The organism is Herbiconiux dendrobii, from assembly GCF_052048175.1.
In the GTDB taxonomy this organism is placed as follows: domain Bacteria; phylum Actinomycetota; class Actinomycetes; order Actinomycetales; family Microbacteriaceae; genus Herbiconiux.
Genome location: NZ_JBLZQV010000003.1, coordinates 268023 through 292297, shown reverse-complemented (window position 1 = coordinate 292297; position 24275 = coordinate 268023). Strand labels below are relative to the sequence as shown.

Below are 24275 nucleotides of genomic sequence, written 5' to 3'. Positions count from 1 at the left end.
CCGGGAGACTGGACTCCAGCGACGGCGCGCACGGCGCCGCCTGAGATCGGAGCGATCACCATGGGATTCCTCGACCGACTGCTAGGCCGAGAAGAACCGCAGCCGCAGTACACGCCGCAGCCCCGCGCCACCGCGCCGGCCGCCGCGACCCCCGCGCGATCCGACGACGAGATCGCCGTCGAGCGCTACCGCTACCTGCTGCGCACGGCCCCGCCCGAGACCATCGAGCAGGTGCACGAAGAGGCGTTCACCAAGCTCACGCCCGAGCAGCGGCAGTTGCTCTTCCAGCAGCTGAGCGCCAACGCCCCGGCCGGCGACGCCCCGCGCGGCGACGACCCGCGCTCGCTCGCGCAGTCGGCGACCCGCTCCGAGATCCGCCAGCCGGGCACGCTCGAGCGCTCGTTCAACGGCAACGGGAACGGCGGCAACGGCGGCAACGGCGGCATGGGCTTCGGCGGCATGCTCGCCTCCTCGATGATGGGCACGATCGCCGGCTACGTGATCGGATCGGCCCTGGTGAGCGCGTTCCTCCCCGGCCCGTCCGCCGACCAGGCGGCCGACTCGGGTGACACGGGCGATTCAGGCGACTCCGGCGACGGCAGCGGTGACGCGGGCGGCACGGATGCCTCGGGTGACGCATCCGGTGACGTCTCGGCCGACGGCGGCGGCGATTGGTCGGGCGGAAGCGGCGACTTCGGCGGCGGCGACTTCGGTGGCGGAGATTTCGGTGGCGGCGGCGACTTCGGTGGCGGCTTCGACTTCTGATCCGCGCCGCATTCCGAATCGCGCCGCATTCCGAATCGCGCCGCATTCCGAATCGCGCCGCATTCCGAATCGCACCGCACTCCGAATCGCACCGCACTCCGGAATCGCACCGAACGGATGACCAGGGAACGCTCGCTCACCGCGCGAGTGCTCCCGGGATCCGCAGGGCCGTCACCGGCCCGGTAGAGTCGGCAGCATGACCGATCTGCGCATCGTCGAGCACGAACAAGACGACACCGTCACCTACTTCGTCACGACCGACCTGAACCCCGAAGAGTTCCCCGAGGCCCCCTCCCTCGGCCCGTTCGACACCCGCGAGGAAGCCGAGCAGGCCGTCAAGGACTGGGACCAGGAACTGCTCGACGACGCCACCCCCGACGAGGCCTGACACAACCCGCACGTCAGCGAGACGGGCGGAGCGGGGCAGGCCTCAGGAGTTCTGCAGCACGATCACGACCGAGATCGCGCCGATGCTGAGGGCGACCAGCCCGATGATCACGATCCAGGCGAGCCCGCGGGCACGGCCCAGGCGTGAGATGAAACCGGCGGGTCGTTCGTCGTCGTCGTTCATCATGAGTCGACGATAGCGGGTACGGTATGTGCGAGCCCACCCGATGCTGCGGGCCGGCACGCCGACGACACCGAAGAAGGCCATGAACGATCAGGCGCAGAACGCATACGAGACCCGCCCGTGGCTGAGCAGCTACTCACCGGATCTGGCCCCCACCATCGGTGCCGCCGAGTTCGCCACCGTCGGCGAGCTCGTGACCGGCACCTGCCGCAAGCACGGCGACGCCCCCGCGTTCTCGAACCTCGGCACGGTGCTGAGCTTCCGCGAGGTCGACGAGCTCTCCGACCATTTCGCCGCCTATCTGCTGGGCGAACTGGGCCTGTCCAAGGGCGACCGGATCGTGCTGCAGATGCCCAACGTGCTGCAGTATCCGGTGGCCGTGTTCGGCGCGCTGAAGGCCGGTCTCGTCGTGGTGAACGCGAACCCGCTCTACACCGCGCACGAGATGCAGAAGGTGTTCGTCGACTCGGGAGCCGTCGCCATCCTGGTGCTCGCCAATTTCGCCGACAAGCTCGAGAAGGTGCTCGCCGAGACGAGCATCCGGCACGTCATCGTCACCGAGGTGGGCGACCTGCTGCCGCCCGTGAAGCGGTTCGTCACCAACTTCGTGGTGAAGCGCGTGCGCAAGATGGTGCCGGCCAACGGCCTTACGGGCACGACGTCGTTCCGCGATGCCGTGGCGGCCGGCCGCAAGCACCACCACGCCGGCCGCGCCGAGCGTCCCGCCATCACGAGCGATGACACCGCCCTGCTGCAGTACACCGGTGGCACCACCGGTGGCACGAAGGCCGCGATCATCACGCACGCCAACCTGATCGCCAATCAGGCGCAGATGCTCGCGCCGATGAGTCTGCGCCTGCACGAGGGCAAGGAGACCGTGATCGCGGCCCTGCCGCTGTACCACATCTTCTCTCTGACGGTGAACTGCCTGGCGTTCTTCGCCTACGGATCGCACAACGTGCTCATCACGAATCCGCGCGACACCGCCGACCTCGTGGGCACCCTCACCAAGACGAAGCCGAGCGTGCTCATCCTGGTGAGCACCCTCGCCGCCTCGCTGCTGGATGCGCCGGCGTTCCGCGCGCTCGACTTCGCGGGCGTGAAGCTCTCGGTCGCCGGCGGCATGGCCGTGCGCGGCGCCACCGCGAAGGCCTGGCGCGAGGCCACCGGCCATGACCTGCTCGAAGGCTACGGTCTCACCGAGGCCTCGCCGGTCGTCTCCGTGAACCCCACCTGGACCACCCCGCGCGTCGGCACCATCGGCCTCCCGCTGCCCTCCACCGACATCGAGCTGCGCGGCGAAGACGGCGAGCCGGTACCTTTCGGCGAGCCGGGCGAGCTGTGCGTGCGCGGCCCCCAGGTGATGTCGGGCTACTGGAACCAGCCCGAGCCCACCGCCGAGGTGCTCAAAGACGGCTGGCTGCTCACCGGCGACGTGGCCACGATGGCCGACGACGGCTACATCACCATCGTCGACCGCAAGAAGGACTTGGTGGTGGTGTCGGGCTTCAACGTCTACCCGAGCGAGGTCGAGGAGGTGGCGATGCAGCATCCGAAGGTCAAGGATGCGGGCGTGATCGGGGTTCCGGACGACCGTTCGGGCGAGACCGTGGTGCTTTTCGTGGTGAAGGCCGACGACTCGCTCACCGACGACGAGCTGCGGGCGTACTTCAAGGGGGAGCTGGCGGGCTACAAGCGGCCCACGAAGATCCTGTTCCGCGACGAGCTGCCCAAGTCGAACGTGGGCAAGGTGCTGCGGCGCGAGCTCAAGAAGCTGCTGGACGAGGCGGGCGAGGGCGCGGCGGCCTGATCACCCGGTGGCTCGCGGCCGCCTGCTTCAGGCGTGGGCGGCCGGCCGCCTGACCAGGATGGTGAGCGCCACCACGAGGCCGACGGCCAGCGTGACGGCGAGCACCACGACGCCGAGCGGCAGCACCGCCGTCGTCAATGGGAGCAGCAGGATGACCGCCGCGGCTCCCAGCGAGACGGCCGGCGGGATGACGGTGGGCCCGGTCAGCGGGCGGTAGAGCACCCACATCATCACCAGGTACACCGCGACCGGCAAGGCGATGGCGTAGGCCACGACGACGGTGGGCGCCTCGACGTGGTGGCCGATCGCGTCGACGCCGACCTCCAGGCCCGCTCCGACGGCGGCGAGGGCCGCGAAGATCCAGTAGTGCCCGTAGCCCCAGAAGAACGACCGGGAGCGCCGCCGTTCCAGGCCGTCGTGCGCCGGTTCGAGGAAGTACACCCACCACAGCCCGAACAGCAGGGCGAGGCCGCAGGCGGCGAGCAGCACGAACTCGCCCGACGACGAGCCGGCGGTGATGACGTTCTGCACGCCCACCGTCGAGGCCAGCACCGATTCGCCGAGCAGGATGATGGTGAACAGCGCGTAGCGTTCGGCCACGTGGTGCGGATGCCAGCTCGTCGAGCGGTGCCGTTCGGCCCAGATCGGGGTCGCCATCTCGCACACCGCCAGCGCGGCGAACACGGTGACCTGCACCCAGAAGGGCACGTCGACCACGGTGACGTACCGGATGATCCACAGCGCCTGCACGATGCCGATCGCCAGCGCGTACCGGAGGGCGGTGCGCCGCCCTTCGGCATCCTGAACCGCCGCCCGCAGCCACTGCGTGATGATGGCGACGCGCATGATGAGGTAGCCGAGCGTGATCAAGAAGTAGTCGCCCTCGCCGAAGGCGCTCGGCACCCCCGCGGCCAGCACGAGCACCCCGCCCATCTGCAGCAGCGTGAGCAGGCGGTAGGGCACGTCGTCGGTGTCGTAGGCCGAGGCGAACCAGGTGAAGGTGAGCCAGGCCCACCAGATGGCGAAGAACACCATCAGGAAGTTCGGCAGTGCCGTGCCGATGTGATCTTCGGCGATGGCGTGCGCCAGCTGGCCGACGATCGAGGAGACGGCCACCACGAAGGTGAGGTCGAAGAGCAGTTCGAGGGGGCTCGAGACCCGGCCGTCTTCGTGGATCGAGCGCGCGCGCATCCGGATCACCGGGACGATGCCGCTGAGGGCGCGGGCGGGGCCGTCTGTCGACATGGCTGAAGCCTAGGACCGGAGCGAGTCAGAGGAAAAGGAGGGCGAACTGCACCACGACGGCGACGATGCCGAGCCCCAAGAGGATCCACCCGGTGGTGCGCAGCGCCCGCCCTTCGTGCGTGGGGTCGTCGACCCGCCCCACCGAGGGATCGCGCGGGTTCACGTACACCGTCACGTCTTCGCCCGGCTCGAGCACCTGCGTGTCGTCGTCGATCGACGGCGCCTCGTAGAGCACCCCGTCTTCGCCGAGCCAGCGGTAGACGAGGTCTCCGGATGCGTCGAGCACGACGACCCCGAGCGTCTCGCGCCAGCCGCGGAAGAAGGCGCCACGCACGAGGCCGACCACCAGCAGCACGAGCCCGGCGACGATACCGATCCAGCTGAACAGCTCGAGGATCAACGAGAGCGCGCCGACCGGATCCTGCATGCTGCCCACCCTATTGCCCCGGGCGGTCTGGATAGGCTGGCGTGACCACTCGACGAGGAGAGACATGATCATCCGCTACGAAGGCCACGCCCCCGAGATCTCCGAGACGGCCTGGGTGGCGCCCACCGCCGTCGTCATCGGTCAGGTCACGCTGGCGGCCGGCTCGAGCGTGTTCTACGGCGCCGTGCTGCGGGCCGACGGTGACACGATCCACCTGGGCGAGGGCTCGAACCTGCAGGACAACGTGGTGGTGCACGTCGACGCCGGCCGCCCCACGAGAATCGGATCGGGCGTGAGCGTCGGCCACGGCGCGGTGCTGCACGGCTGCACGGTCGAGGACGACTGCCTGATCGGCATGTCGTCCACGGTGCTGAACGGCGCCGTGATCGGCGCGGGCTCGCTCGTCGCGGCGGGTGCCGTGGTGCTCGAGGGCACGATCGTGCCGCCCGGCTCCCTCGTGGCCGGTGTGCCCGCCAAGGTGCGCCGCCCCCTGACCGACGACGAGCGCGCCGGCCTCCGCACCAACGCCGCCACCTACCTCCGTCTGAGCGCCGCCCACGCCGCTGCCGAGATCCTCCCCGCCCCCTGACCCAACCCCGAGCGCCCGAAGTGCCAGCGCGTGGCGAGCGTCCGAAGTGCCATCGCGTGGCGGGCGTCCGAAGTGTCGACTGCATTCGAGAATCCAAACTCTCAGGCCGTACTCGCCGACCCAAGGTGAGCGTGTGGCCGAACGTCCCGACCGCAGGCCGGGTCGTTCGACCGCGCGCTCACATGTCGCGCTGCGCCGGGCAGGGACCGGCGCAGCCCGGTCACGCCGAGCGAAGCCCGGCGCGACCGGCAACAGGCACCGAAGCCCGGCGCGACCGGCAACAAGCACCGAAGCCCGGCGCGACCGGCAACAAGCACCGAAGCCCGGCGCGACCGGCAGTAAAGCAGCGTAACGCTGGTCGGGGGCCGGATCGCGCGCTCCTAGACTCGAGCCATGACTATGCGCTTCGGGTACTGGACGCCCATCTTCGGCGGCTGGCTCCGCAACGTCGACGACGAGCACACCCCGGTGACCTTCCAGCACGTGAAGGAGATCGCGCAGACCGCCGAGCGCGTGGGCTTCGACGTCACCCTGATCGCCGAGCTGAACCTCAACGACGTGAAGGGGCAGTCGGCACCGAGCCTGGACGCCTGGGAGCTCGCGGCCGCGGTCGCCGCCGTCACCGAGCGCATCGAGATCCTCACCGCCATCCGTCCCGGCTACCACCTGCCGGCGGTCGCGGCCAAGCGTGCGGCCACCATCGACGACATCTCCGGCGGGCGCTTCACCCTCAACGTCGTGTCGGCCTGGTGGGCCGAGGAGGCCCGGCAGTACGGCGGCATCTTCAGTGAGCACGACGACCGGTACCGCCGCAGCCTCGAGTTCGTCGAGATCTTGAAGGGGCTCTGGAACGAGACGCCCTACAGCTTCAAGGGCGACTACTACGAGATCGAGAACACCTACCTCGAGCCCAAGCCCCAGGTGCAGCCCGTCATCTACGCCGGTGGTGAGAGCGAGGGCGGCAAGCAGGCGATCGCGCGGTTCGCGGATGCCTACGTCACGCATGGGGGGACTCCGGATGAGCTCCGCACCAAGGTCGCCGACCTCACCTCCCGACGTGCCGCGGTCTCCGACACCCCGTTCTCGGCCTTCGGCATGGCCGCCTACGCGATCGTGCGCGACACCGAGGAGGAGGCGCAGGCCGAGCTCGACCGCATCACGGATGTGCGCGGGGGCGCCGCGTACGAGTCGTACCAGGACTTCATCTCGAAGTCGCAGCTCGAGCAGAAGGTCGACCTGCGCGACTACTCGGTGTCGAACCGCGGCCTCCGCCCCGAACTCATCGGCACGCCCGACCAGGTGGCGCGCCGCATCGTGGAGTTCTCGGACGCCGGGGTGGACCTGCTGTTGCTGCAGTTCTCGCCGCACCTTCCCGAGATGCAGCGGTTCGCGGAGCAGGTGATCCCGCGGGTGCGGGAGTTGGAAGCGCGCGGGTAGGTTCGTTGGGGGTTGCGCGTGGCGATGGTGCGTTAGCAGTGTCACGTGTGTGTCTGGCTGTGCTTGTTGCCGGTCGCGCCGGGCTTCGCTCGGCGTGACCGGGCTGCGCCGGTCCCTGCCCGGCGCAGCGCGACATGTGAGCGCGCGGTCGAACGACCCGGCCTGCGGTCGGGACGTTCGGCCACACGCTCACCTTGGGTCGGCGAGTACGGCCTGAGACTTCGGGTGCCGGTGGGGGTGTCTGGTGGGGAGGGGACTGTCAGGGGGTCTCGGTAGCATGTGCGCATGGCCGACGTGAGTGTTCTCGATGATGCTCTGCTGGCGCGCATTCGGGGGCGGGCCGCGGGGCATGATCGGGAGAACACGTTTCCGGAGGAGGATCTGCGGGAGCTGGCTGAGGTCGGGTATCTGCGGATGTTCGCGCCCGGGCAGGCGGGCGGGCTCGGGTTCGGGCTGGCCCGGGTGGCTCGGGAGCAGACGCGGCTCGCGACGGCGGCACCCGCCACGGCCCTCGCCGTCAACATGCATCTGGTGTGGACCGGCGTCGCGAAGGTGCTCGCCGATCGCGGAGACGACTCGCTCGCCTGGGTGCTCGAGGATGCGGTGGCCGGCGAGGTCTTCGCGTTCGGCAACAGCGAGGCCGGCAACGACTCGGTGCTGTTCGACTCCCGCACCCAGGCGCATCCGCTGCCCGACGGCGGCTACAGCTTCACCGGCACCAAGATCTTCACCTCGCTCTCGCCGGTGTGGACGCGGCTCGGCGTGTTCGGCCGCGACGACTCCGATCCGGATGCCCCGGCCCTCGTGCACGCCTTCCTCGACCGGTCGACGGCCGGGGTCACCACGGTGCGCGACTGGGACACGCTCGGCATGCGCGCCAGCCAGAGCAACACCACGGTGCTCGACGGTGCGGTCGCCCCGGCGCCACGCGTGTTCCGGCGGCTGCCGGTGGGGCCGAGCGCCGATCCGTTGATCTTCGGCATCTTCTCGAACTTCGAGATCCTCGTCGCCGCCGTCTACACGGGCATCAGCCAGCGGGCGGTCGAGCTCGCCGTCGAGGCCGCGCACCGCCGCACGTCGATGAAAGCGGGCGGCCGGCCCTACGCGCACGACCCCGACATCCGCTGGAAGGTGGCCGAGGCCGGGATCGCGCACGACGCGCTGCCGCCGCAGATCGAGGCGCTCGCCGCCGACGTCGACGCTCAGGTCGCGCACGGGGCCGCGTGGTTCCCCAAGCTCGTCGGGCTCAAGGTGCGTGCCACCGAGAGCGCGCGGGTGGTCGTCGACCTCGCGCTGCGCGTCTCCGGGGGCTCGTCGATCGCCAACTCGAGCGAGCTCGGCCGGCTCTACCGCGACGTGGTGGCCGGCATCTTCCACCCCTCCGACGACGAGTCCGCGCACTCCACGGTGGCGAACGCGCTGCTCGGCCCGGTTCCGGACTGAGTCGTGGCCCTGACGAGATCGCCGCTCGCGCTCCGCGGGCGGCTGGCGGCGGGAGCGCTGGCCGCGATGCTCACCGGCGCGATGCTGGCCGGGTGCGCGGTGGCGACGGATGGCGCGCCGAGTGCATCCTCGACGCCGTCCGGTGCAGCGGGGAGCGGGTCGGCCGACTCCACCACGGCCACCCCCGCCACCAAGGCGGCCGTCGCGCAGGCCCGGGAGCGCGGGGCGTTCCCGGTGCTCTCCGCGGCCGAGCGCATCCGCCTGTACGCCTCGATGAGGCTGAGCACGATGACGCTCGGGCAGAAGATCGCCTCGATGTTCATCGTGCACGTGCCGGGTGCGGATCCGGCGGCCGTGCAGTCCTACCTCGCCGCCACCCAGGCGGCGGGCGTGCTGCTGCTCGGCGACAACGTGCCCGGCCCCAGCAGCCAGACGGCGGCCTTCGCGGCGGCGCTGCAGACCGGCGAGGGGCTCGGAACCCTGATCGCGATCGATGAGGAGGGCGGCATCGTCGCCCGGCTCGGCGACGACGGCTTCGCGGCGGCCGACACGTTGAAGGGCGCACCGGTCGAGGCGACGAACGAGGCGTTCACCCAGCGCGCGGCCCTGCTCGAGTCCACCGGTATGAGCGTCAACTTCGGCGTCGTGGCCGACGTCACCGCCGACCCCTCGTCGTTCATCTACGAACGCGTGCTGGGAACCGACCCGGCCTCCGCGAGCGAGCGCGTGGCCGCCGCCGTCGGCGCCGAGCACGGCAGCGTGTTCTCGACCCTCAAGCACTTCCCGGGGCACGGCGAGACGCCGGCCGACTCGCACACCTCCCTGCCCACGACCGCACTGCCCTTCGCGCAGTGGCAGCAGCAGGATGCGCCGCCGTTCGAGGCGGGCATCGACGCGGGCGCCGAGCTGGTCATGTTCGGGCACCTGGTCTACAGCGCGGTGGATGCGCAGCCGGCCTCGCTGTCGGCAGCCTGGCACCGCATCCTGCGCGACGACCTGGGCTTCGAGGGCGTGGCGGTGACCGACGACCTGCTGATGCTCGAGAGCTCCGGCGTGCCGGTCTTCGCCGACCGCACGGCGAACGCCGTGGCCGCGGTCGCCGCCGGCAACGACCTGCTGCTGTACAACTCGGCGGTCGACATGCCCCCGCTCGTCGCGGCGATCGCCGCCGCCGTGCGCTCCGGCGCCATCCCGCCGCAACTCGTCGACGACGCCGTGCTGCGCGACCTCGAGCTGCGCCGCGAACTCTGGCTCCGCCAGCATCCGGACGCCGTGCTCTGACCGGCCGCGCCGCGCTCTGACCGGCAGCGCCGCGCCGCCCCGTGCCCGCGCCCCTCGGCGGGTGCGACTCAGCCGTGCGAGGCGGGGGAGGTGGGCGAGGGGTGTGGTGCGTCCGGTGTGGCCGGCGCGTTCGGCGACGCTGGAGTGTTCGGTGACTCCGGTGACTCCGGTGCGTTCGGCGCATTCGGCGTGGAGCCCGGCGCCCCACCGGACGGCGGGGTCTTGCGGCGGTTCACCAGCACCACGACGAGCACCACCACGGCCGCGATCACCGCGAGCGGCAGCAGCCACGGGATGAGCACTCCCACCACCACGAGCAGCCCCGACAGCGCCGCGCCGAGCGACGCCCACCCGGCGGCCAGGCCGCTCCAGAAGTCTCCCGGAACGGCGGAGGGGATCGCGTCGGCCGTGACGAGGTCGAGCGTCAGCGTCGAGTAGTCGATCTGGTCGGCCAGGTACTGCTTCTGCGAGGTGAGGCTGTCCAGCTGCGACTGCCGGTCGGAGATCGCGGTCTCCAGCTCCACCAGGTCGGCGGTCGTGGCGGCCTGGTCGACCAGAGCCAGCAGGCGGTCGACGGATGCCTGCAGGGCCTTGATCTGCGCGTCCAGATCCCGCACCTGCAGCGTGACGTCGCTGGACTGCAGCGACACCGAGTCGACGGTTCCGAGCGAGTCGAGCTTCTCGATCGCGGCATCGAGATCCTTCGCCGGGATGCGCACGGTCAGCTGGGCGCTGGCGTTCTGCTCGTCCGACTGCACCTGCTGGGACCGCGAGTCGATCTTGCCGTCGAAGGAGTCGACCAGGTCGACCGCATCCTGGGCCGCCGCGATCGGATCGTCGACCGTGATGGCGACCCAGCCGGTGGTGATCACGGACTGCCGGGTGCCGTCGGCGGCATCGCCCGCGACACCGCCCTCCGTCTGCGCCTGGTCGGGCTGGGCGAGCTGCACGGGGCCCGAGCCGGACGAGGACGATGACGAGCCGGCGGAGCACCCGGCCAGCAGCAGGGCGGTGGCGACGGCGGCGGAAGCGAGGATCATTCGTCTCATGTGCCACACCGTATTGGCGCGCGTCTGGAGGGTGGCTGGATGTTGCCGGATGGTTATCCGCTCGTTATCCCGGCGAGACCTTCGCCGCGCGTCCCGCGCCGCCTGGCGGTCGCCTGAAAGCTCCCTGGAACCCGCGAGCGGCGCGGGCGCGGTCGTCGTACGGTGTTGAGCACCACGAACTGAAGGAGGCTGTCATGGGTTTCATCGACGACGCGAAGGACGCCGCGCAGGCCACGGGCAAGAAGATCGGCGAGGCCTTCGACGACGCCAAGGAGCGCATCAGCGACAAGGCCGACGAGGCGAAGGCCGAGAACGAGGTCAAGAAGGCCGAGGCCGAGCGCGACGCCACCAAGGCCAAGAACGACTACAAGGAGTCCCTGCGCGACTGATCGCGTGCAGTGACGGCCGGTTTCGTCCGGCCCGGTACGAGGGCCTCCGCCGTGCGGGGGCCCTTTTCCGTGCGCGCGGGGGAGGAGCGCGTCGCGGGCCCGCGATCGTGCCGGGGTGAACCGTGATCGTGGCTGTCTCGGGCCGGTGTCGGTCGACCCGGCTAGGGTCGAAGACATGCAGCAGCGAACTCTGGGCCGTACCGGCCGATCCGTCTCCGTCATCGGCCTGGGCACCTGGCAGCTGGGTGCCGACTGGGGTGATGTCGACGAGGATGCCGCGCTCGACGTGCTGGCCGCATCCGTCGATGCCGGGGTCACCTTCTTCGACACCGCCGACGTCTACGGCGACGGCCGGAGCGAGCGGGTGATCGGGCGTTTCCTGCGCGAGAATCCGGATGCCGCGACCGGGTCGAACGGCGGCTCGGGCATCACCGTGGCCACCAAGATGGGGCGTCGGGGGCCGCAGGATCCCGCGGAGTTCACGCTCGCGAACTTCCGGGCCTGGACCGATCGCTCGCGTCAGAACCTCGGCGTCGACACGCTCGACCTGGTGCAGCTGCACTGCCCGCCCACCCCCGTGTTCTCGACCGACGAGGTCTACGACGCGCTCGACGTGCTGGTCGAGGAGGGCGCGATCGCGAACTACGGCGTAAGCGTGGAGACCTGCGCCGAAGCGCTGGCGGCGATCGCGCGGCCGGGCACGGCCACCGTGCAGATCATCCTGAACGCCTTCCGGCTGAAGCCGCTCGACGAGGTGCTGCCCGCCGCCCGCGAGGCCGGTGTCGGCATCATCGCGCGCGTACCGCTGGCCTCGGGCCTGCTGAGCGGCAAGTACACCGTGAACACGGAGTTCGCGGCCGACGACCACCGCACTTACAACCGCGACGGCAGCGCCTTCGACGTGGGGGAGACCTTCTCGGGCGTCGACTTCGCCCAGGGCATCGACGCCGCGCGCGAGTTCGCCGCGCTGCTGCCCGAGGGTGTCGCGCCCTCCGCGGCGGCCATCGCCTGGGTGGCCGCGCAAGACGGTGTCTCCGCCGTCATCCCCGGCGCCCGCTCCCGCGCCCAGGCGGAGTCGAACGCCTCGGCCGGTTCCCTCACCCTGCCGGAGGGCCTCGACGACAACGTCAAAGACCTGTACGACCGCTACTTCCGAGACGCCGTCCACGACCGCTGGTAGGGGCCGGCCGCCCGGCATCCCACCCAGCACGTCCACCGAGACCCCGGGTCAGCACTTCTACCGCGACCCCAGTCATCACGCCACTTCCACCGTGCCCCGAAGTCTCAGGCCGTACTCGCCGACCCAAGGTGTGCGTGTGGCCGAGGGATGCGACCGAAGGCCGCGTCCCTCGTCCGCGCGCACACATGTCGCGCTGCGCCGGGCAGGGACCGGCGCAGCCCGGTCACGCCGAGCGAAGCCCGGCGCGACCGGCAACGAACACAGCCCGACAAGTCACCCACGAGCAACCCCCACGCGACCCCCCCACGCCCTAGTTCCGGTCGTCCGGATCGACTCCCGTCCGTTCGCCCGTCTCCAGACTCGCGATGGCGCCCAGGTCTTCGGCATCCAACTCGAAGTCGAAGACGTCGATGTTCTCGAGGATGCGCGACGGCGTGACCGACTTGGGGATGACCGCGTTGCCGAGCTGCAGGTGCCAGCGGATGACGACCTGCGCGGCCGACTTGCCGTGCTTGCTCCCGATTCCGGCGAGCACCTCGCCGCCGTGCGCCGCCTCGAACACGTGCCCGCGCGCCAGCGGCGACCAGGCCTGCGTGACGATGCCGTGCTCGGCGTCGAACGCGCGCACCGCGGTCTGTGGCAGCCACGGGTGCAGCTCGATCTGGTTGACCGCGGGCACGGTCCCCGTCTCGACGAGCAGCCGCTCGATGTGCTTCGGGTGGAAGTTCGCCACACCGATCGAGCGCGCCCGGCCGTCGGCGGCGAGCGTCTCGAACGCCCGCCAGGTGTCGACGTAGCGGTCCTTCGCGGGGGCCGGCCAGTGGATCATGTACAGGTCGACATAGTCGGTGCCGAGCCGTTCGAGGCTCTCGTCGAACGAGCGCAGGGTGCTGTCGTAGCCGTTGTCGGTGTGCCAGACCTTCGTGGTGACGAACACCTCCTCGCGCGGCAGCCCGCTGCGCCGGATCCCTTCGCCGACACCCTGCTCGTTCAGGTACATCGCCGCGGTGTCGATCAGGCGGTAGCCGTGGCGCAGGGCGACGTCGACCGCATCGGCGCTCTCGGCATCCGTCGTCTTGTAGACGCCGAGACCGAGCTGCGGGATGCTGCGGCCGTCGACGAGCGGAAGGAGCGGGGAGAGCGCGGGAACCATGCTTCGATTATCCCGCGGTCTGTGCTGGTACCCGGGCTGGGCTGGTCTCGGGGGCTGTGCTGGAGCCCGAGGGCTCAGGCGGTGATGGCGTCGACGGGTTCGGTGTCGGGGAGCGGGCTCGCGTCGCGGCCGCGCAGATCCGGGTGGAAGCGCTTGCCGAGCAGCGGCACCAGGAACCCGACGAAGGCGAGCACCGCCGCCACCACGAAGGCGCCGACCGAACCGATGCCGTCGATCAGGAAGCCGGCCAGAGCCGATCCGACCGCCGCGCCGATCAGCTGCCCGGTGCCGACCCAGCCGTAAGCCTCGGCGGTGTCGCTGAAGCGCACGCTCGAGGAGACGATCGCGAACATCACGGCGAGGGCGGGCGCGATGCCGATGCCCGCGATGAACAGCGTGATGGCCAGCCACCACACGTTCAGCCACGCGGCGGCGATGGCGGTGCCGACGAACACGATCGCCATCCGGCGCGCGAGGGCCCAGGGGCCGATCGGCTTGTGGCCGAGCGAGAGGCCACCGGCGAGCGACCCGACCGCGAAGATGGCGAGCACGATGCCGGCCTCCGCGCCGCCCTCGCCGAAGGTCGACACGACCCCCGCCTCGATGGCGGCGCAGGTGGCCACGAGCAGGAAGCCCACGATGGTGGCCAGCAGCACCGGCGGCTTCTTCAGCACCACGCCGAGCTTGCGCTTGGAGCGCGGGATGCGCACCCGCCCGAGCTCGGGGCTGGAGAGGAACCAGATGCCGCCGCCCACCAGGAACGCCACGGCGAGCAGGATGCCCCAGACGGTGCCGATCTGGATCGACACGAAGGTCGTGATGACCGGCCCGAGCACCCAGATGATCTCCTGCGCCGAGGCGTCGAGCGAGAACAGCGGGGTGAGCTGCTTCGAGTTCACCATCTTGGGGTAGATGGTGCGCACGGCCGGCTGGATGGGCGGCATCGTGAGCCCGGCGACGAACGCCACCCCCATGTCGGCCGCGATCCCCATCGGGAACAGTGCGATGCAGGTGATGGCCACGGCGCAGATGATCATGGTGACGAGGATGACCGGGCGCATGCCCCAGCGCCCCATCAGCCGGCTCGTCACAGGCCCGGCGATCGCCTGCCCGATGCTCAGCGCGGCGAGCACGAGCCCGGCGACGCCGTAGCTGTCGTAGGTGTGCTCGATGTGCAGCAGGAACGCCAGCGACAGCATCCCGAACGGAAAACGAGCGGTCAGCTGAGCAGCGATGATCCGCGCGACGCCGCGCGTCTTGAGGAGGGAGGTGTAGCTGCTCATAAGCAGACAAGTCTAGCTGCGTCGCGCGTCATCCGAGCAGCATCGATCACTTAGCTGAGGTATGCTCGGGTAATGCTTGGAAGCGTCAAACGCATTGTGGGCCTAGCCACGGCAGCCGTTGTTCTGGCCGTGATGGCGCTCGGACCGCTGTCCCCTGCGACCGCGGCTCCTCGGAGCATCGAGTTCGCTCGCGTGGCGTCTGCCGGTGTGACGCCGCCCTCCGACGGAATCTTCTCGGTAGCAGTCGACAGCACGACGCACCGAGCCTTCGTGGTCGACTACAAGGGCCTCAACGTGACCGTCTTCGATGGTGGCGGGACGAGTCTGACGCCTCTGTCCACCGTGCCGATCCCCGGTGTATCTCTGTTTGCGCAGGTCGTGAACGAGACCACTCATCACCTGTTCGTGCTCGATGGATCGGGAGAGCAGGTGTTCGCCGTCGACGTGGACCCCGGATCGGCATCGTCGGGGAAAGTCGTGGGATCGTGGAAGACCTTTGGCAAGGGGGGAACGGCAATAGCCGTGGATTCCGTCGCCGACGTCGTCTACGTGGCCAATTCGGTCTCGAATGATGTCTCTCTCATCGATGTCGCTACCGGGAGTGTCCGGCGTGAGGCGACCGGGCGCGAGCCGACGGATGTCGTGGTCGATTCGGCAACTCACCACGCTTTCATCTCAAGCACGGTCGACTCGACCATCACCACCGTCTTTCCGACCGGCTCGTCGACGACCCGGCTGGAGAACCGGCCTCTGAAGCTGGCTTTCGGTGGGGGCGCGCTGGTCGTGTCCACCGACCGCCCGCTGGTCACTCATCTCGAGAGCTACGATCCGACCTCGATGACGAAAGTTGCCACGTCAGCGCCGCTTGGGACAGCACCTCAGGACTTTTCCGTGGATGACTCCCAACACCTCGTACTCGTAGCCACCGCCGGTGGCGGGGTGCCTGGAATTCAGGCGCTGAGGAGCGACACGCTGGCTGTCGAAGGCGGCGGCGATGAAGACTACTTCAACTCGATCACGGTGGATCAGGTGACCCATCGCGTATTCGTGGCCCAGACTCCACGCCCGGGGCCCGACAAGTCGCAGGTGGTGATGTACGACGCACATCCGAGCCCCTTGCCCGCGGTCGAGAGAGTCGGGGGCGTCGATCGATTCGCGGTGTCCGCCGCGGTGTCGGCGAGCACCTTCTACTCGGGTGTTCCCATCGTCTACGTCGCGTCGGGGACGGGCTTCGCCGACGCGCTCTCGGGATCGGCGGCCGCGGGGGCGCAGCGGGGTCCGGTGCTTCTGGTGACGAAGGATGCGGTGCCTCCGGTGATCGGCGGCGAGCTGACGCGCCTCCGGCCGCAGCGGATCGTGGTGCTTGGTGGCACCGCCAGCATCAGTGCGGCGGTTCAGACCCAGCTCGGCACGTATTCGACGTCGGTCTCGCGGATCGCCGGAGCGGATCGTTACGAGGTGTCGGCCGCCGTCTCGAAGGCGGCGTTCCCCGGCGGCTCGGCTACCGTCTACCTGGCCTCGGGTGAGGTCTTCCCCGACGCGCTCTCGGGCTCGGCCGCGGCCGGCCACGACCACGCACCCGTGTTGCTGCTCCAGAAAGGCGTCATCCCGCCCGCCGTGCAAACCGAGATCACACGGCTCAAGCCCTCGAACATCATCGTGCTCGGCGGGCCGAACACGATCTCCGAACCCGTCGTCGCCGCGCTGGGCGCGACAGCACCGGTCACCCGGGTAGACGGTGCCGACCGATTCGCCGTGTCGGCTGCGTCGGCGACCCGTGCGAGTCCGGTGCGTGCCTATACGGTCTACGTCGCCTCGGGCGAGGTCTTTCCGGATGCGCTGTCCGGATCAGCGGCGGCCATCGCAGATGACGCGCCTGTGCTGCTCGTCACGCGCGAGGGCGTTCCTGCGCCGGTCGCCGCCCAGTTGGACAGGCTGCGGCCGTACCGCATCGTCGTGCTGGGCGGGCAGAACTCCGTCTCGGATACGGTGCTCGAGCAGCTGAACTCCTACCTGCCCGGGTGAAGCTGGCCGTGACCGGCGCGTGAGTCATGCCAGGAGCTTGGTGAGGCGCTGGAGGGATGCGGGTTCTGCTGTGCCCAGGGGCTGGGCGAAGAGGGAGATTCGGAGTTCTTCGAGGAGCCAGCGGGCGTGCACGAGGTTCGGTGGGGCGTGGGGGGCCTGGGGGAGGCGGCCGCCGGCGTCGGTGTAGCGGGCGGTGGCGGTCTGCACCTCCGTCATCCAGGCGCGGTCTCGGGCGGGGTTGTCGGGGAGCTTCTCGAGGCGGTAGACGATTCCGGCGAGGTAGCGTGGAAGGTGGCCTAGACGAGCGAGGCCCGTGGAGGCGATGAAGCCGGGGTGCACCAGGGCGGCCAGCTGCTCGCGGGCATCCGTGATGGCCGGCAGCATCGCCATGCTCGTGCCCGACTTGATGGCCCGTTCGACATCGCGCACGCCGCTCAGGATGCGCACCACGGTGGCGATCGTCTGGTCCAGCAGGGGCAGCACGGCCTTCGACAGGCGGTCCCGCACGGCCTCGAACTCGGCCGCGGTCCACACCAGGCCGTCGGGGTGCAGCGCGAAGAGCGCCTCGTCGGCACAGGCCGCCATCGCGTCGTCGAAGAGCGCGTTCACGTTTTGGTACGGGCTCGTCGCCAGCAGCAGCTTCTCGTTCTGGGTGAGATGGTCGCGAACATAGGATGCCGGGCTCGGCACCGCCAGCAGCAGCAGCCGGCGCACCCCGGCCGGGGTCGCACGCGCCTGCTCCTCGGCGCTCGCCATCAGGCGGAGGGCCACCGAGGACTTCTCGTCGACGAGCGCCGGGTAGGCACGGATGACCCCGCCGTGCTGCGCGGTGTCGACGAAGCGGGGGAGGTCGCCGAAGGTCCACGCGGTGAGGCCGGCGCGCTCGGCGAAGCCGTCGCGCGCCCGGCCGGCGGCGCTCGCCAGACGGGCTGCCGCGTCAGCACGTGCGGCAGGTGCGGCCGCGGACGGATCGGGCCCGCCACCGTCGGGGGAGGCGCCGGCGGAGCGGCCGGGGCCGCGATCGGCGGCCCGGCCTCGGGCACCGGAGGCGCCGCGCGCGGCACCGGCGTCGTTATCGGCGCCGCGCGCGGCGGCGGCGGCGCCGGACGTGCCCAACCGGCCACCCGCGGGCGCGCCCCCGCCGGACAGCCGTGCGATGCTCGCCCGGGCGGCATCCGCCAGTCTCTCCTGCAGAACGGTGAGGTCTTTGCCCGCCGCGAGGGTCTTCCCGCTCTCGTTCACCACCCGGAACGTCACCCGCAGATGCTCCGGCAGTTTCGTGCGATCGAAGTCGGCCGCCGCGACCGGGGTGTGTGCGAGCCGGGTCATCACGGCCGCGAGCCGGCTGAGGAACCCGCCACGCCCCTGCTTCGCCGCATCCGGAACCCGAGCGGAGCCCGACGACGCATCGACACCCTCCTCGACCGGCCCGAGCTCGTCGAGCAGCCGCCCCGCCCAGTCGGTGGCGGGCACGAAGTTCACCCGCAGCCGCTTCGGCAGCGAGCGGATCAGCCCCGTCACGAGCTCGCGCCGGAACCCCGGCACCTGCGACTCGAACGCCTCGGCCGACAGCCGGGGCAGCAGCGCCAGCGGCACCGTCGCGGTGACCCCGTCGTCGTCCGCTCCGGGCTCGAAGCGGTAGGTCAGCGCGAGCCGCTGGTCGCCCTGCTGCCACATCGCCGGGAACTCGGTCTCGTCGACCTCGGGCGCCCCCTCGGGCAGCAGCGTGTCGAGCGTCATGGTGAGCAGCTCGGGGTCGTCGTGCCGGGCCGTCTTCCACCAGCCCTCGAAGCTGCGCTGCGACACGACGTCCCGCGGGATGCGCGCCTGGTAGAACTCGAACACGGCCTCGTCGTCGAGCAGGATGTCACGCCGGCGCGAGCGCTCCTCGAGCTGCTCGAGGTCGCGACGGAACGCCCGGTTGGCGCGGTCGAAGGCCTGCTGCGACTCCCACTCGCCCTCGACGAGGGCGTGCCGGATGAACAGCTCCCGCGCGTACTCGGGGTCGATCCGCGCGAACTGCACCCGCCGCTTCGCCACGATCGGCACCCCGTACAGCGTCACCCGCTCGTAGGCCACGGCGGCGCCCTGCTTCTTCTCCCAGTGCGGCTCGGAGTAGCTGCGCTTCAGCAGGTCGCCGGCCAGCGGCTCCACCCAGCCCGGATCGATCGCGGCGTTCATCCGCGCGAACAGGCGGCTGGTCTCCACCAGCTCGGCGCTCATCACGGCCGCGGGCTGCTTCTTGGCGAGCGTGGAGCCCGGGAAGATCGAGAACCGAGTGCCGCGGGCGCCCGCGTAGTCCTTCTTGACGAGATCGCGCAGCCCGATCTGCGAGAGCAGGCCCGACAGGATCGACTTGTGGATGCCATCCGGATTCACACTCGGCTCGCCGATGCTCAGCCCGAGCGGCTTCGCCAGCTGCCGCAGCTGCCGGTACACGTCCTGCCACTCGCGGATGCGCAGGTAGTTCAGGAACTCGTTCTTGCACAGGCGCCGGAACGCGCTCGACGACAGCTCGCGCTGCTGCTCCTCGAGGTAGTTCCAGAGGTTCAGCAGGGTGAGGAAGTCGCTGGTGGGATCGGCGAACCGCCCGTGCAGCTCGTCGGCGCGCCCGCGCTTCTCCAGCGGTCGCTCGCGCGGATCCTGGATCGTCAGCCCCGCCACGATCGCCAGCACCTCGCGGCTGGTCGCCGTGCGCTTGGACTCGACGACCATGCGCGCGAACCGCGGCTCGATCGGCAGGCGCGCGAGGTCGCGGCCGACGGCCGTCAGCTGGGGCACCGCATCCTTCGTCTCAGGTGTGCGGACCGCGTTCAGTTCGGTCAGCAGGTCGACGCCGTCCTTGATGCCGCGCGAATCCGGCGGCTGCAGGAAGGGGAAGGCCGCGATGTCGCCGAGCCCGAGCGAGATCATCTGCAGGATGACCGCGGCGAGGTTCGTGCGCAGGATCTCGGGGTCGGTGAACTCCGGCCGCCGCGTGTAGTCCTCTTCGGAGTAGAGCCGGATGGCGATGCCGTCGCTGGTGCGGCCCGAGCGGCCCGAGCGCTGGTTGGCGCTCGCCTGCGAGATCGGCTCGATCGGCAGCCGCTGCACCTTCGAGCGCACCGAGTAGCGGCTGATGCGCGCCGTGCCCGAGTCGATCACGTACTTGATGCCCGGCACCGTGAGGCTCGTCTCGGCCACGTTCGTGGCGAGGATCACCCGGCGACGGATGCCCGGGGTGCTGCTGCGCTGGAACACGCGGTGCTGGTCGGCGGCGCTCAGCCGCCCGTAGAGGGGGAGCACCTCCACCCCGTTGCCGGAGGAGGCGCTGCGGCCGGCGTACTTGCCGCGCAGGGCCTCCTCGGCGTCGCGGATCTCGTTCTCGCCGGAGAGGAAGACCAGCACGTCGCCCGGCGCCTCGCGCTCGAGCTCGTCGAGGGCGTCTCCGATGGCCTGGAACAGGTCGCGGCCTTCCTCGTCGCGATCGGCCGAGCCGGGCTTCGGCCGGCCGGCCGCGCGCACCGCGTTCCCCGATCGGGCGTTACCGGATGCGCGCACCGGGCTCGAAGGGGTCCGGCGCTCGGCGCCATCCTGGCCGCCGTCACCGGCGTTGTCGTCGTCTTGGTCGTCGTCGGGGTCGTCGGACGGCGCATCCGGAGCCAGCGGGCGGTACCGCACCTCCACCGGGAACGTGCGCCCCGACACCTCCACGATCGGCGCCGGTTCGCCCGAGGCATCCGCGAAGTGCCGCGCGAAGCTCTCGGGGTCGATCGTGGCGCTCGTGATGATGAGCTTGAGGTCGGGCCGCTTCGGCAGCAGCTGCCTGAGGTAGCCGAGCAGGAAGTCGATGTTGAGGCTGCGCTCGTGCGCCTCGTCGATGATGATCGTGTCGTACCGGCTGAGCATCCGGTCGTGGTTCATCTCGTTCAGCAGGATGCCGTCGGTCATCAGCTTGATGCGCGTGGCCTTGCTCGCCTTGTCGGTGAAGCGCACCTGGTAGCCGACCAGGCCTCCGACCTCCTGGCCGAGCTCCTCGGCGATGCGCTCGGCGATCGTGCGGGCGGCGAGCCGCCGGGGCTGCGTGTGCCCGATGTTCTCGCGGCCGAGCTCCAGGCAGATCTTCGGCAGCTGCGTCGTCTTGCCCGATCCGGTCTCGCCGGCCACGATCACGACCTGGTGGTCGCGGATGGCGCGCGCGATCTCGTCCTTCTTATGGCTGACGGGCAGCTCGGGGGGAAAGACGATGGTGAGGGGGGAGTCGGAGGACATCAGCCCTCCATCCTACGGCCCCGGGCTCGGGCCCGGGCGGCGTCAGCGACCGTGCTGGGCGAGGATGGTGTCGAGGTCGATGCGCTTCAGCACCGTCGCCCAGTCGAATTCGCGGGCGGTGCGGATGGCGTCGTCCTCGGCCATCACCGCGCCGTTGCGCTCCACCGTCACACCGGCCGGAGCGGCCTCGTTCACGATCCGCAGGATCTCGTCGTTCACGGCTTCGGCGTCGAAGTCGGCGCCGTACCGGGCGTAGACGTCGGCGTTCACGGTGTAGTCGAGCACGGTCACACGGGTGTGGGTCATGTCTTCCATCATCGTGGCCCACGGCGTCGAGCGGTAGAGCGGATGCGTCGCCGTCGCCGCCGACGACTTCCTTCGTCACGGCGGGCGCTCAGGGGTGCCCGCGCGTAGGCTCGGAGCGTGAGCGAGAGCGCGAGTGAGTTCGAGTCGTCCTGGCAGGCCTGGCACGAAGGGCGGCTGCGGGCGGTGACCGCGCCGCACGGGGTGGCGGCACTCGTGGGCACGCACTGGCTCTCGCCCGATCCGCAGCCCGTCGAGGGTCTGGAGGGCGAGTGGTCGCTCGACGGCGCGGCCATCGTCGGTCCCGACTTCACGATCGACGAGGGCGGCGAGACGCTGCTCGGCGGCCGGCTGCTGCGCAACTACCGGCGCGACGACGACGTGGCGCTGCGGGTGCTCGACCCCGAGGCGCCGTCGCGGGCCTCGGTGGCCGACATCGAGGCCTATGAACCGGATCCCGCCTGGGTGCTGAAGGGGCGCTTCCGCCCGGCGGCCGACGGCGAGCGGGTCGACATCGACACGATCGACGGCTCCGTCGAGAACTCCGCGCTCGCGGGCGTGGTGGAGGTGGAGGTGGCCGGGCAGAAGCTCGAGCTTCTGGCCACGGGACCGCTGACCCGGCTGCACGTGGTGTTCAAGGATGCGACCAGTGGCGGCGAGAGCTACCGGTTCCGCTTCCTCTTCCTGCGCGCCGACGCCGGATCGGGTGAGATCGAGGTCGACTTCAACCGCGCCGTGCTCCCGCCCTGCGCCTTCGCCGACTTCTACCTCTGCCCGCTGCCCGCGCCGCAGAACGTGATCGACGCCCCCGTGCGCGCGGGCGAGAAACAGGTCGTGCGGCACTGACCGGTCGCGCCGCCGGAAGGAGCACGGCATGGTGAACAGGCTTTCGGATGCGATCAGCCCGTACCTGAGGTCGCACGCGGGCAACCCCGTGGACTGGTACCCGTGGGGCGCGGAGGCGTTCGCGGCGGCCGCGGCGCGCGACGTGCCGGTGCTGGTGTCGATCGGCTACTCGACCTGCCACTGGTGCCACGTGATGGCGCGCGAGAGCTTCTCCGATCCGGCCCTCGCCGCGTACCTCGACGAGCACTTCGTGGCCATCAAGGTCGACCGGGAGGAGCATCCGGAGGTCGACTCGGCGTACCTCGCCGCCGCCGGCGCGTTCACCGAAGGGCTCGGCTGGCCGCTGAACGTGTTCACCACGCCCGCGGGCAAGGCGTTCTTCGCGGGCACGTACTCGCCGCCCGTGCCGGTGGAGGGGCACCCCTCGTTCCGGCAGGTGCTCGACGCGGTCACGGAGGCGTGGCAGGTGCGGCGCGCCGACGTGCTCGCCACCGCCGACCAGCTCGCGGCGGCGCTCGCCGCGGGGCAGCAGCGGCTGGCTTCGGGCGCGACCGGAGCCGATGCCGCGGGCATCGCCGGGTCGGTGCATCCCGAGGCCCCGGCTCAGGATGGCGTCGCTCCCACGATCGCACCGGCCCTCGGCGGCATCGTGAGCGAGCTCGCCGCCTATGAAGACGGCCAGTACGGCGGGTTCGGCGGCGCGCCCAAGTTCCCGGTGGCGCCCGTGCTGCGGTTTCTGCTCGCGGCCGCCGACACGGTGGGCGAGGCCAGAGCGCTGGCGGACCGCACGCTGAGGGCGATGGCGGCGTCGCCGCTGCGCGACCCGGTGGAGGGCGGGTTCTTCCGGTACGCGACGCGACGCGACTGGAGCGATCCGCACTACGAGCGGATGCTCTACGACAACGCGCAGCTGCTCGACGCCTATACCGAGGCCTGGGCGCGGGCGCAGGGGCCTGTCGGCCCGCCCGTGTCCGCCGGCGCAGGCGAACCGGATGCCGCCGGCCGGGCCCGCGACGCCGCCGAGGGCATCGCACGCTTCCTGCTCGACGTGATGCAGCTGCCCTCGGGCGGCTTCGCCTCGGCGCAGGATTCGGAGAGCACGGTCGACGGTGCGCGGGTGGAGGGCGGCTACTACGCGCTCGACGCGGCGGCACGGGCCGCCCAGACCCCGCCCGCCCTCGACGAGAAGGTGCTGGCCGGCTGGAACGGCCTCGCCCTCGGCGCCCTCGCGCACGCCGCCTTCGTGTTCGATCGCGACGACTGGCTCGCGACCGCCCGCCGTGCCGCCGACCACCTGCTCGCCACGCACGTGAGGCCGGGGCATCCGCTCGCCCGGGTGTCCATCGGCGACCGCCTCTCGGACGCCGCGGCCACGCTCGAGGACTACGGGATGCTCGCCGAGGGGCTGCTGCGCCTCGCGGCGGTGACGGGCTCGGTGCGCTACGCGTCGGCGGGCCGCGCGCTGCTCGACGACGTGCTCGAGGGCCGGACCGGATCGGGCGACCCCGTCTTGCGCGGCCAGGGCCTCTCCGCCGAGCTCGACCCCTCCGAGGGCGCCTACCCCTCGGGCCGCAGCGCCGCCGCCTCGGCGCTGGTGCTGCTGTACGGCCTCACGGCCGAGCGCCGCTACCGCGAGGCCGCCGCCGAGCTGCTCGCGCCGGTGCGCGAGCTCGCACCTACGCAGCCGATCGCGTTCGGCGCCGCCCTCCGGGTGCTCACCGAGCTCGCCCGCCCCGCCACCCAGCTCGTCCTCATCGAACCGGATGGCGCGGCCGAGGCCCGCCCCGCCACCCCCGGCCTCCCCGCCTCCGAGGTATCCACCGGCAGCCCAGTCAGCGCCACGACCGCCCTCCGCGACTACGTGCGCCGCCAGACCACCGGCCTCACGGCCCGCGCCACCGAATCCCAGGCGCGCGAGCTCGCAGCATCCGGTTTCGAGCTCTTCGAAGGCCGCCCCGCCCAGCACGGACTCCCCACCGCCTACCGCTGCACCGACTTCGTGTGCCGTCTCCCCGCCACCACCCCAGAGCAGCTCGCCGACCCGTCACACAGTCCCGTTCAGAGCACCGAATAGCGGCACCAACTGACGGCTCGGCGGTGGTGGGGATGAGCTGCGCGCGCCGACCCGTCACTCAGTCCCGCTCTGGGCACCGCATTGCGGCATTGGTTGACGGGTCGGCGGGTGGGGGCGGCCTGCGACAGCGCCACGACAGAGGCGCGTAAGCGGG

At 70.9% G+C, this 24275-nt stretch carries 20 protein-coding genes; 12 read left to right on the top strand and 8 right to left on the bottom strand.

Annotated elements, in window-relative coordinates:
* Positions 1–60: 60 nt before the first annotated feature.
* The gene (locus tag ACN4JJ_RS10305) at positions 61–765 is read left to right on the top strand and encodes a hypothetical protein (RefSeq protein ID WP_440709818.1); all 705 of its coding nucleotides are present in this window, start codon (positions 61–63) and stop codon (positions 763–765) included.
* Positions 766–961: 196 nt separating this feature from the next.
* Positions 962–1153, top strand: a complete 192-nt coding sequence (locus ACN4JJ_RS10300) for a hypothetical protein (RefSeq protein ID WP_440709817.1) — start codon at positions 962–964, stop codon at positions 1151–1153.
* Positions 1154–1195: 42 nt separating this feature from the next.
* On the opposite strand, the gene ACN4JJ_RS10295 is transcribed toward ACN4JJ_RS10300, so the two are convergent.
* Complete coding sequence (locus ACN4JJ_RS10295) at positions 1196–1339, bottom strand: hypothetical protein (protein ID WP_440709816.1); 144 nt, start codon at positions 1337–1339, stop codon at positions 1196–1198.
* A 79-nt stretch (positions 1340–1418) separates the two neighbouring features.
* Between ACN4JJ_RS10295 and ACN4JJ_RS10290 the strand changes: the two genes are divergently transcribed.
* A complete protein-coding gene (locus ACN4JJ_RS10290) occupies positions 1419–3146 on the top strand; it encodes an AMP-binding protein (protein WP_440709815.1) in 1728 nt (575 codons plus the stop codon).
* Positions 3147–3173: 27 nt separating this feature from the next.
* Here ACN4JJ_RS10290 and ACN4JJ_RS10285 read toward each other — a convergent pair whose 3' ends face one another.
* Positions 3174–4391 (bottom strand): low temperature requirement protein A, encoded by a 1218-nt coding sequence (locus ACN4JJ_RS10285; RefSeq protein ID WP_440709814.1) that lies wholly within the window; start codon positions 4389–4391, stop codon positions 3174–3176.
* A gap of 25 nt (positions 4392–4416) precedes the next feature.
* On the bottom strand, positions 4417–4818 hold the full coding sequence (locus tag ACN4JJ_RS10280) for a DUF3592 domain-containing protein (protein WP_440709813.1): 402 nt from the start codon (positions 4816–4818) through the stop codon (positions 4417–4419).
* 64 nt (positions 4819–4882) lie between these two features.
* On the opposite strand from ACN4JJ_RS10280, the gene ACN4JJ_RS10275 reads away from it, so the two are divergent.
* From ACN4JJ_RS10275 to ACN4JJ_RS10260, 4 genes are all read left to right on the top strand, one after another.
* Positions 4883–5407, top strand: a complete 525-nt coding sequence (locus tag ACN4JJ_RS10275; protein WP_440709812.1) for a gamma carbonic anhydrase family protein — start codon at positions 4883–4885, stop codon at positions 5405–5407.
* A gap of 393 nt (positions 5408–5800) precedes the next feature.
* The gene (locus ACN4JJ_RS10270; protein WP_440709811.1) at positions 5801–6844 is read left to right on the top strand and encodes an LLM class flavin-dependent oxidoreductase; all 1044 of its coding nucleotides are present in this window, start codon (positions 5801–5803) and stop codon (positions 6842–6844) included.
* 285 nt (positions 6845–7129) lie between these two features.
* Positions 7130–8287: an acyl-CoA dehydrogenase family protein gene (locus ACN4JJ_RS10265; RefSeq protein ID WP_440709810.1), complete on the top strand. Its 1158-nt coding sequence runs from the start codon at positions 7130–7132 to the stop codon at positions 8285–8287.
* 3 nt (positions 8288–8290) lie between these two features.
* Positions 8291–9568 carry a glycoside hydrolase family 3 N-terminal domain-containing protein gene (locus ACN4JJ_RS10260; RefSeq protein WP_440709809.1) on the top strand — a complete coding sequence of 426 codons (1278 nt, stop codon included), beginning with the start codon at positions 8291–8293 and terminating at the stop codon, positions 9566–9568.
* 68 nt (positions 9569–9636) lie between these two features.
* Here ACN4JJ_RS10260 and ACN4JJ_RS10255 read toward each other — a convergent pair whose 3' ends face one another.
* Entirely contained in the window at positions 9637–10617 is a 981-nt protein-coding gene (locus ACN4JJ_RS10255) for a DUF4349 domain-containing protein (protein ID WP_440709808.1), read from the bottom strand.
* Positions 10618–10811: 194 nt separating this feature from the next.
* On the opposite strand from ACN4JJ_RS10255, the gene ACN4JJ_RS10250 reads away from it, so the two are divergent.
* Positions 10812–11006 carry a hypothetical protein gene (locus tag ACN4JJ_RS10250; protein WP_440709807.1) on the top strand — a complete coding sequence of 65 codons (195 nt, stop codon included), beginning with the start codon at positions 10812–10814 and terminating at the stop codon, positions 11004–11006.
* A 175-nt stretch (positions 11007–11181) separates the two neighbouring features.
* Positions 11182–12186, top strand: a complete 1005-nt coding sequence (locus ACN4JJ_RS10245; RefSeq protein WP_440709806.1) for an aldo/keto reductase — start codon at positions 11182–11184, stop codon at positions 12184–12186.
* 310 nt (positions 12187–12496) lie between these two features.
* Here ACN4JJ_RS10245 and ACN4JJ_RS10240 read toward each other — a convergent pair whose 3' ends face one another.
* Together ACN4JJ_RS10240 and ACN4JJ_RS10235 are read right to left on the bottom strand one after the other, a co-directional pair.
* A complete protein-coding gene (locus ACN4JJ_RS10240) occupies positions 12497–13339 on the bottom strand; it encodes an aldo/keto reductase (protein WP_440709805.1) in 843 nt (280 codons plus the stop codon).
* Positions 13340–13413: 74 nt separating this feature from the next.
* On the bottom strand, positions 13414–14622 hold the full coding sequence (locus tag ACN4JJ_RS10235) for an MFS transporter (protein WP_440709804.1): 1209 nt from the start codon (positions 14620–14622) through the stop codon (positions 13414–13416).
* Positions 14623–14892: 270 nt separating this feature from the next.
* Between ACN4JJ_RS10235 and ACN4JJ_RS10230 the strand changes: the two genes are divergently transcribed.
* Positions 14893–16647 carry a cell wall-binding repeat-containing protein gene (locus ACN4JJ_RS10230; protein WP_440709803.1) on the top strand — a complete coding sequence of 585 codons (1755 nt, stop codon included), beginning with the start codon at positions 14893–14895 and terminating at the stop codon, positions 16645–16647.
* 24 nt (positions 16648–16671) lie between these two features.
* On the opposite strand, the gene hrpA is transcribed toward ACN4JJ_RS10230, so the two are convergent.
* Together hrpA and ACN4JJ_RS10220 are read right to left on the bottom strand one after the other, a co-directional pair.
* A complete protein-coding gene (gene hrpA, locus ACN4JJ_RS10225; RefSeq protein WP_440709802.1) occupies positions 16672–20898 on the bottom strand; it encodes an ATP-dependent RNA helicase HrpA in 4227 nt (1408 codons plus the stop codon).
* A gap of 42 nt (positions 20899–20940) precedes the next feature.
* Entirely contained in the window at positions 20941–21204 is a 264-nt protein-coding gene (locus ACN4JJ_RS10220; RefSeq protein ID WP_440709801.1) for a hypothetical protein, read from the bottom strand.
* A 117-nt stretch (positions 21205–21321) separates the two neighbouring features.
* Here ACN4JJ_RS10220 and ACN4JJ_RS10215 point away from each other — a divergent pair, with 117 nt between their 5' ends.
* Together ACN4JJ_RS10215 and ACN4JJ_RS10210 are read left to right on the top strand one after the other, a co-directional pair.
* Positions 21322–22047 carry a DUF1684 domain-containing protein gene (locus ACN4JJ_RS10215; RefSeq protein ID WP_440709800.1) on the top strand — a complete coding sequence of 242 codons (726 nt, stop codon included), beginning with the start codon at positions 21322–21324 and terminating at the stop codon, positions 22045–22047.
* Positions 22048–22075: 28 nt separating this feature from the next.
* A complete protein-coding gene (locus tag ACN4JJ_RS10210) occupies positions 22076–24121 on the top strand; it encodes a thioredoxin domain-containing protein (protein ID WP_440709799.1) in 2046 nt (681 codons plus the stop codon).
* Positions 24122–24275 lie beyond the last annotated feature (154 nt).

Bases quoted from the DNA above. Each gene is read 5' to 3' on its own strand.
- ACN4JJ_RS10305 (WP_440709818.1), top strand. From the start codon at position 61: ATGGGATTCCTCGACCGACTGCTAGGCCGAGAAGAACCGCAGCCGCAG.
- ACN4JJ_RS10300 (WP_440709817.1), top strand. From the start codon at position 962: ATGACCGATCTGCGCATCGTCGAGCACGAACAAGACGACACCGTCACC.
- ACN4JJ_RS10295 (WP_440709816.1), bottom strand. From the start codon at position 1,339: ATGATGAACGACGACGACGAACGACCCGCCGGTTTCATCTCACGCCTG.
- ACN4JJ_RS10290 (WP_440709815.1), top strand. From the start codon at position 1,419: ATGAACGATCAGGCGCAGAACGCATACGAGACCCGCCCGTGGCTGAGC.
- ACN4JJ_RS10285 (WP_440709814.1), bottom strand. From the start codon at position 4,391: ATGTCGACAGACGGCCCCGCCCGCGCCCTCAGCGGCATCGTCCCGGTG.
- ACN4JJ_RS10280 (WP_440709813.1), bottom strand. From the start codon at position 4,818: ATGCAGGATCCGGTCGGCGCGCTCTCGTTGATCCTCGAGCTGTTCAGC.
- ACN4JJ_RS10275 (WP_440709812.1), top strand. From the start codon at position 4,883: ATGATCATCCGCTACGAAGGCCACGCCCCCGAGATCTCCGAGACGGCC.
- ACN4JJ_RS10270 (WP_440709811.1), top strand. From the start codon at position 5,801: ATGACTATGCGCTTCGGGTACTGGACGCCCATCTTCGGCGGCTGGCTC.
- ACN4JJ_RS10265 (WP_440709810.1), top strand. From the start codon at position 7,130: ATGGCCGACGTGAGTGTTCTCGATGATGCTCTGCTGGCGCGCATTCGG.
- ACN4JJ_RS10255 (WP_440709808.1), bottom strand. From the start codon at position 10,617: ATGAGACGAATGATCCTCGCTTCCGCCGCCGTCGCCACCGCCCTGCTG.
- ACN4JJ_RS10250 (WP_440709807.1), top strand. From the start codon at position 10,812: ATGGGTTTCATCGACGACGCGAAGGACGCCGCGCAGGCCACGGGCAAG.
- ACN4JJ_RS10245 (WP_440709806.1), top strand. From the start codon at position 11,182: ATGCAGCAGCGAACTCTGGGCCGTACCGGCCGATCCGTCTCCGTCATC.
- ACN4JJ_RS10240 (WP_440709805.1), bottom strand. From the start codon at position 13,339: ATGGTTCCCGCGCTCTCCCCGCTCCTTCCGCTCGTCGACGGCCGCAGC.
- ACN4JJ_RS10235 (WP_440709804.1), bottom strand. From the start codon at position 14,622: ATGAGCAGCTACACCTCCCTCCTCAAGACGCGCGGCGTCGCGCGGATC.
- hrpA (WP_440709802.1), bottom strand. From the start codon at position 20,898: ATGTCCTCCGACTCCCCCCTCACCATCGTCTTTCCCCCCGAGCTGCCC.
- ACN4JJ_RS10220 (WP_440709801.1), bottom strand. From the start codon at position 21,204: ATGACCCACACCCGTGTGACCGTGCTCGACTACACCGTGAACGCCGAC.
- ACN4JJ_RS10210 (WP_440709799.1), top strand. From the start codon at position 22,076: ATGGTGAACAGGCTTTCGGATGCGATCAGCCCGTACCTGAGGTCGCAC.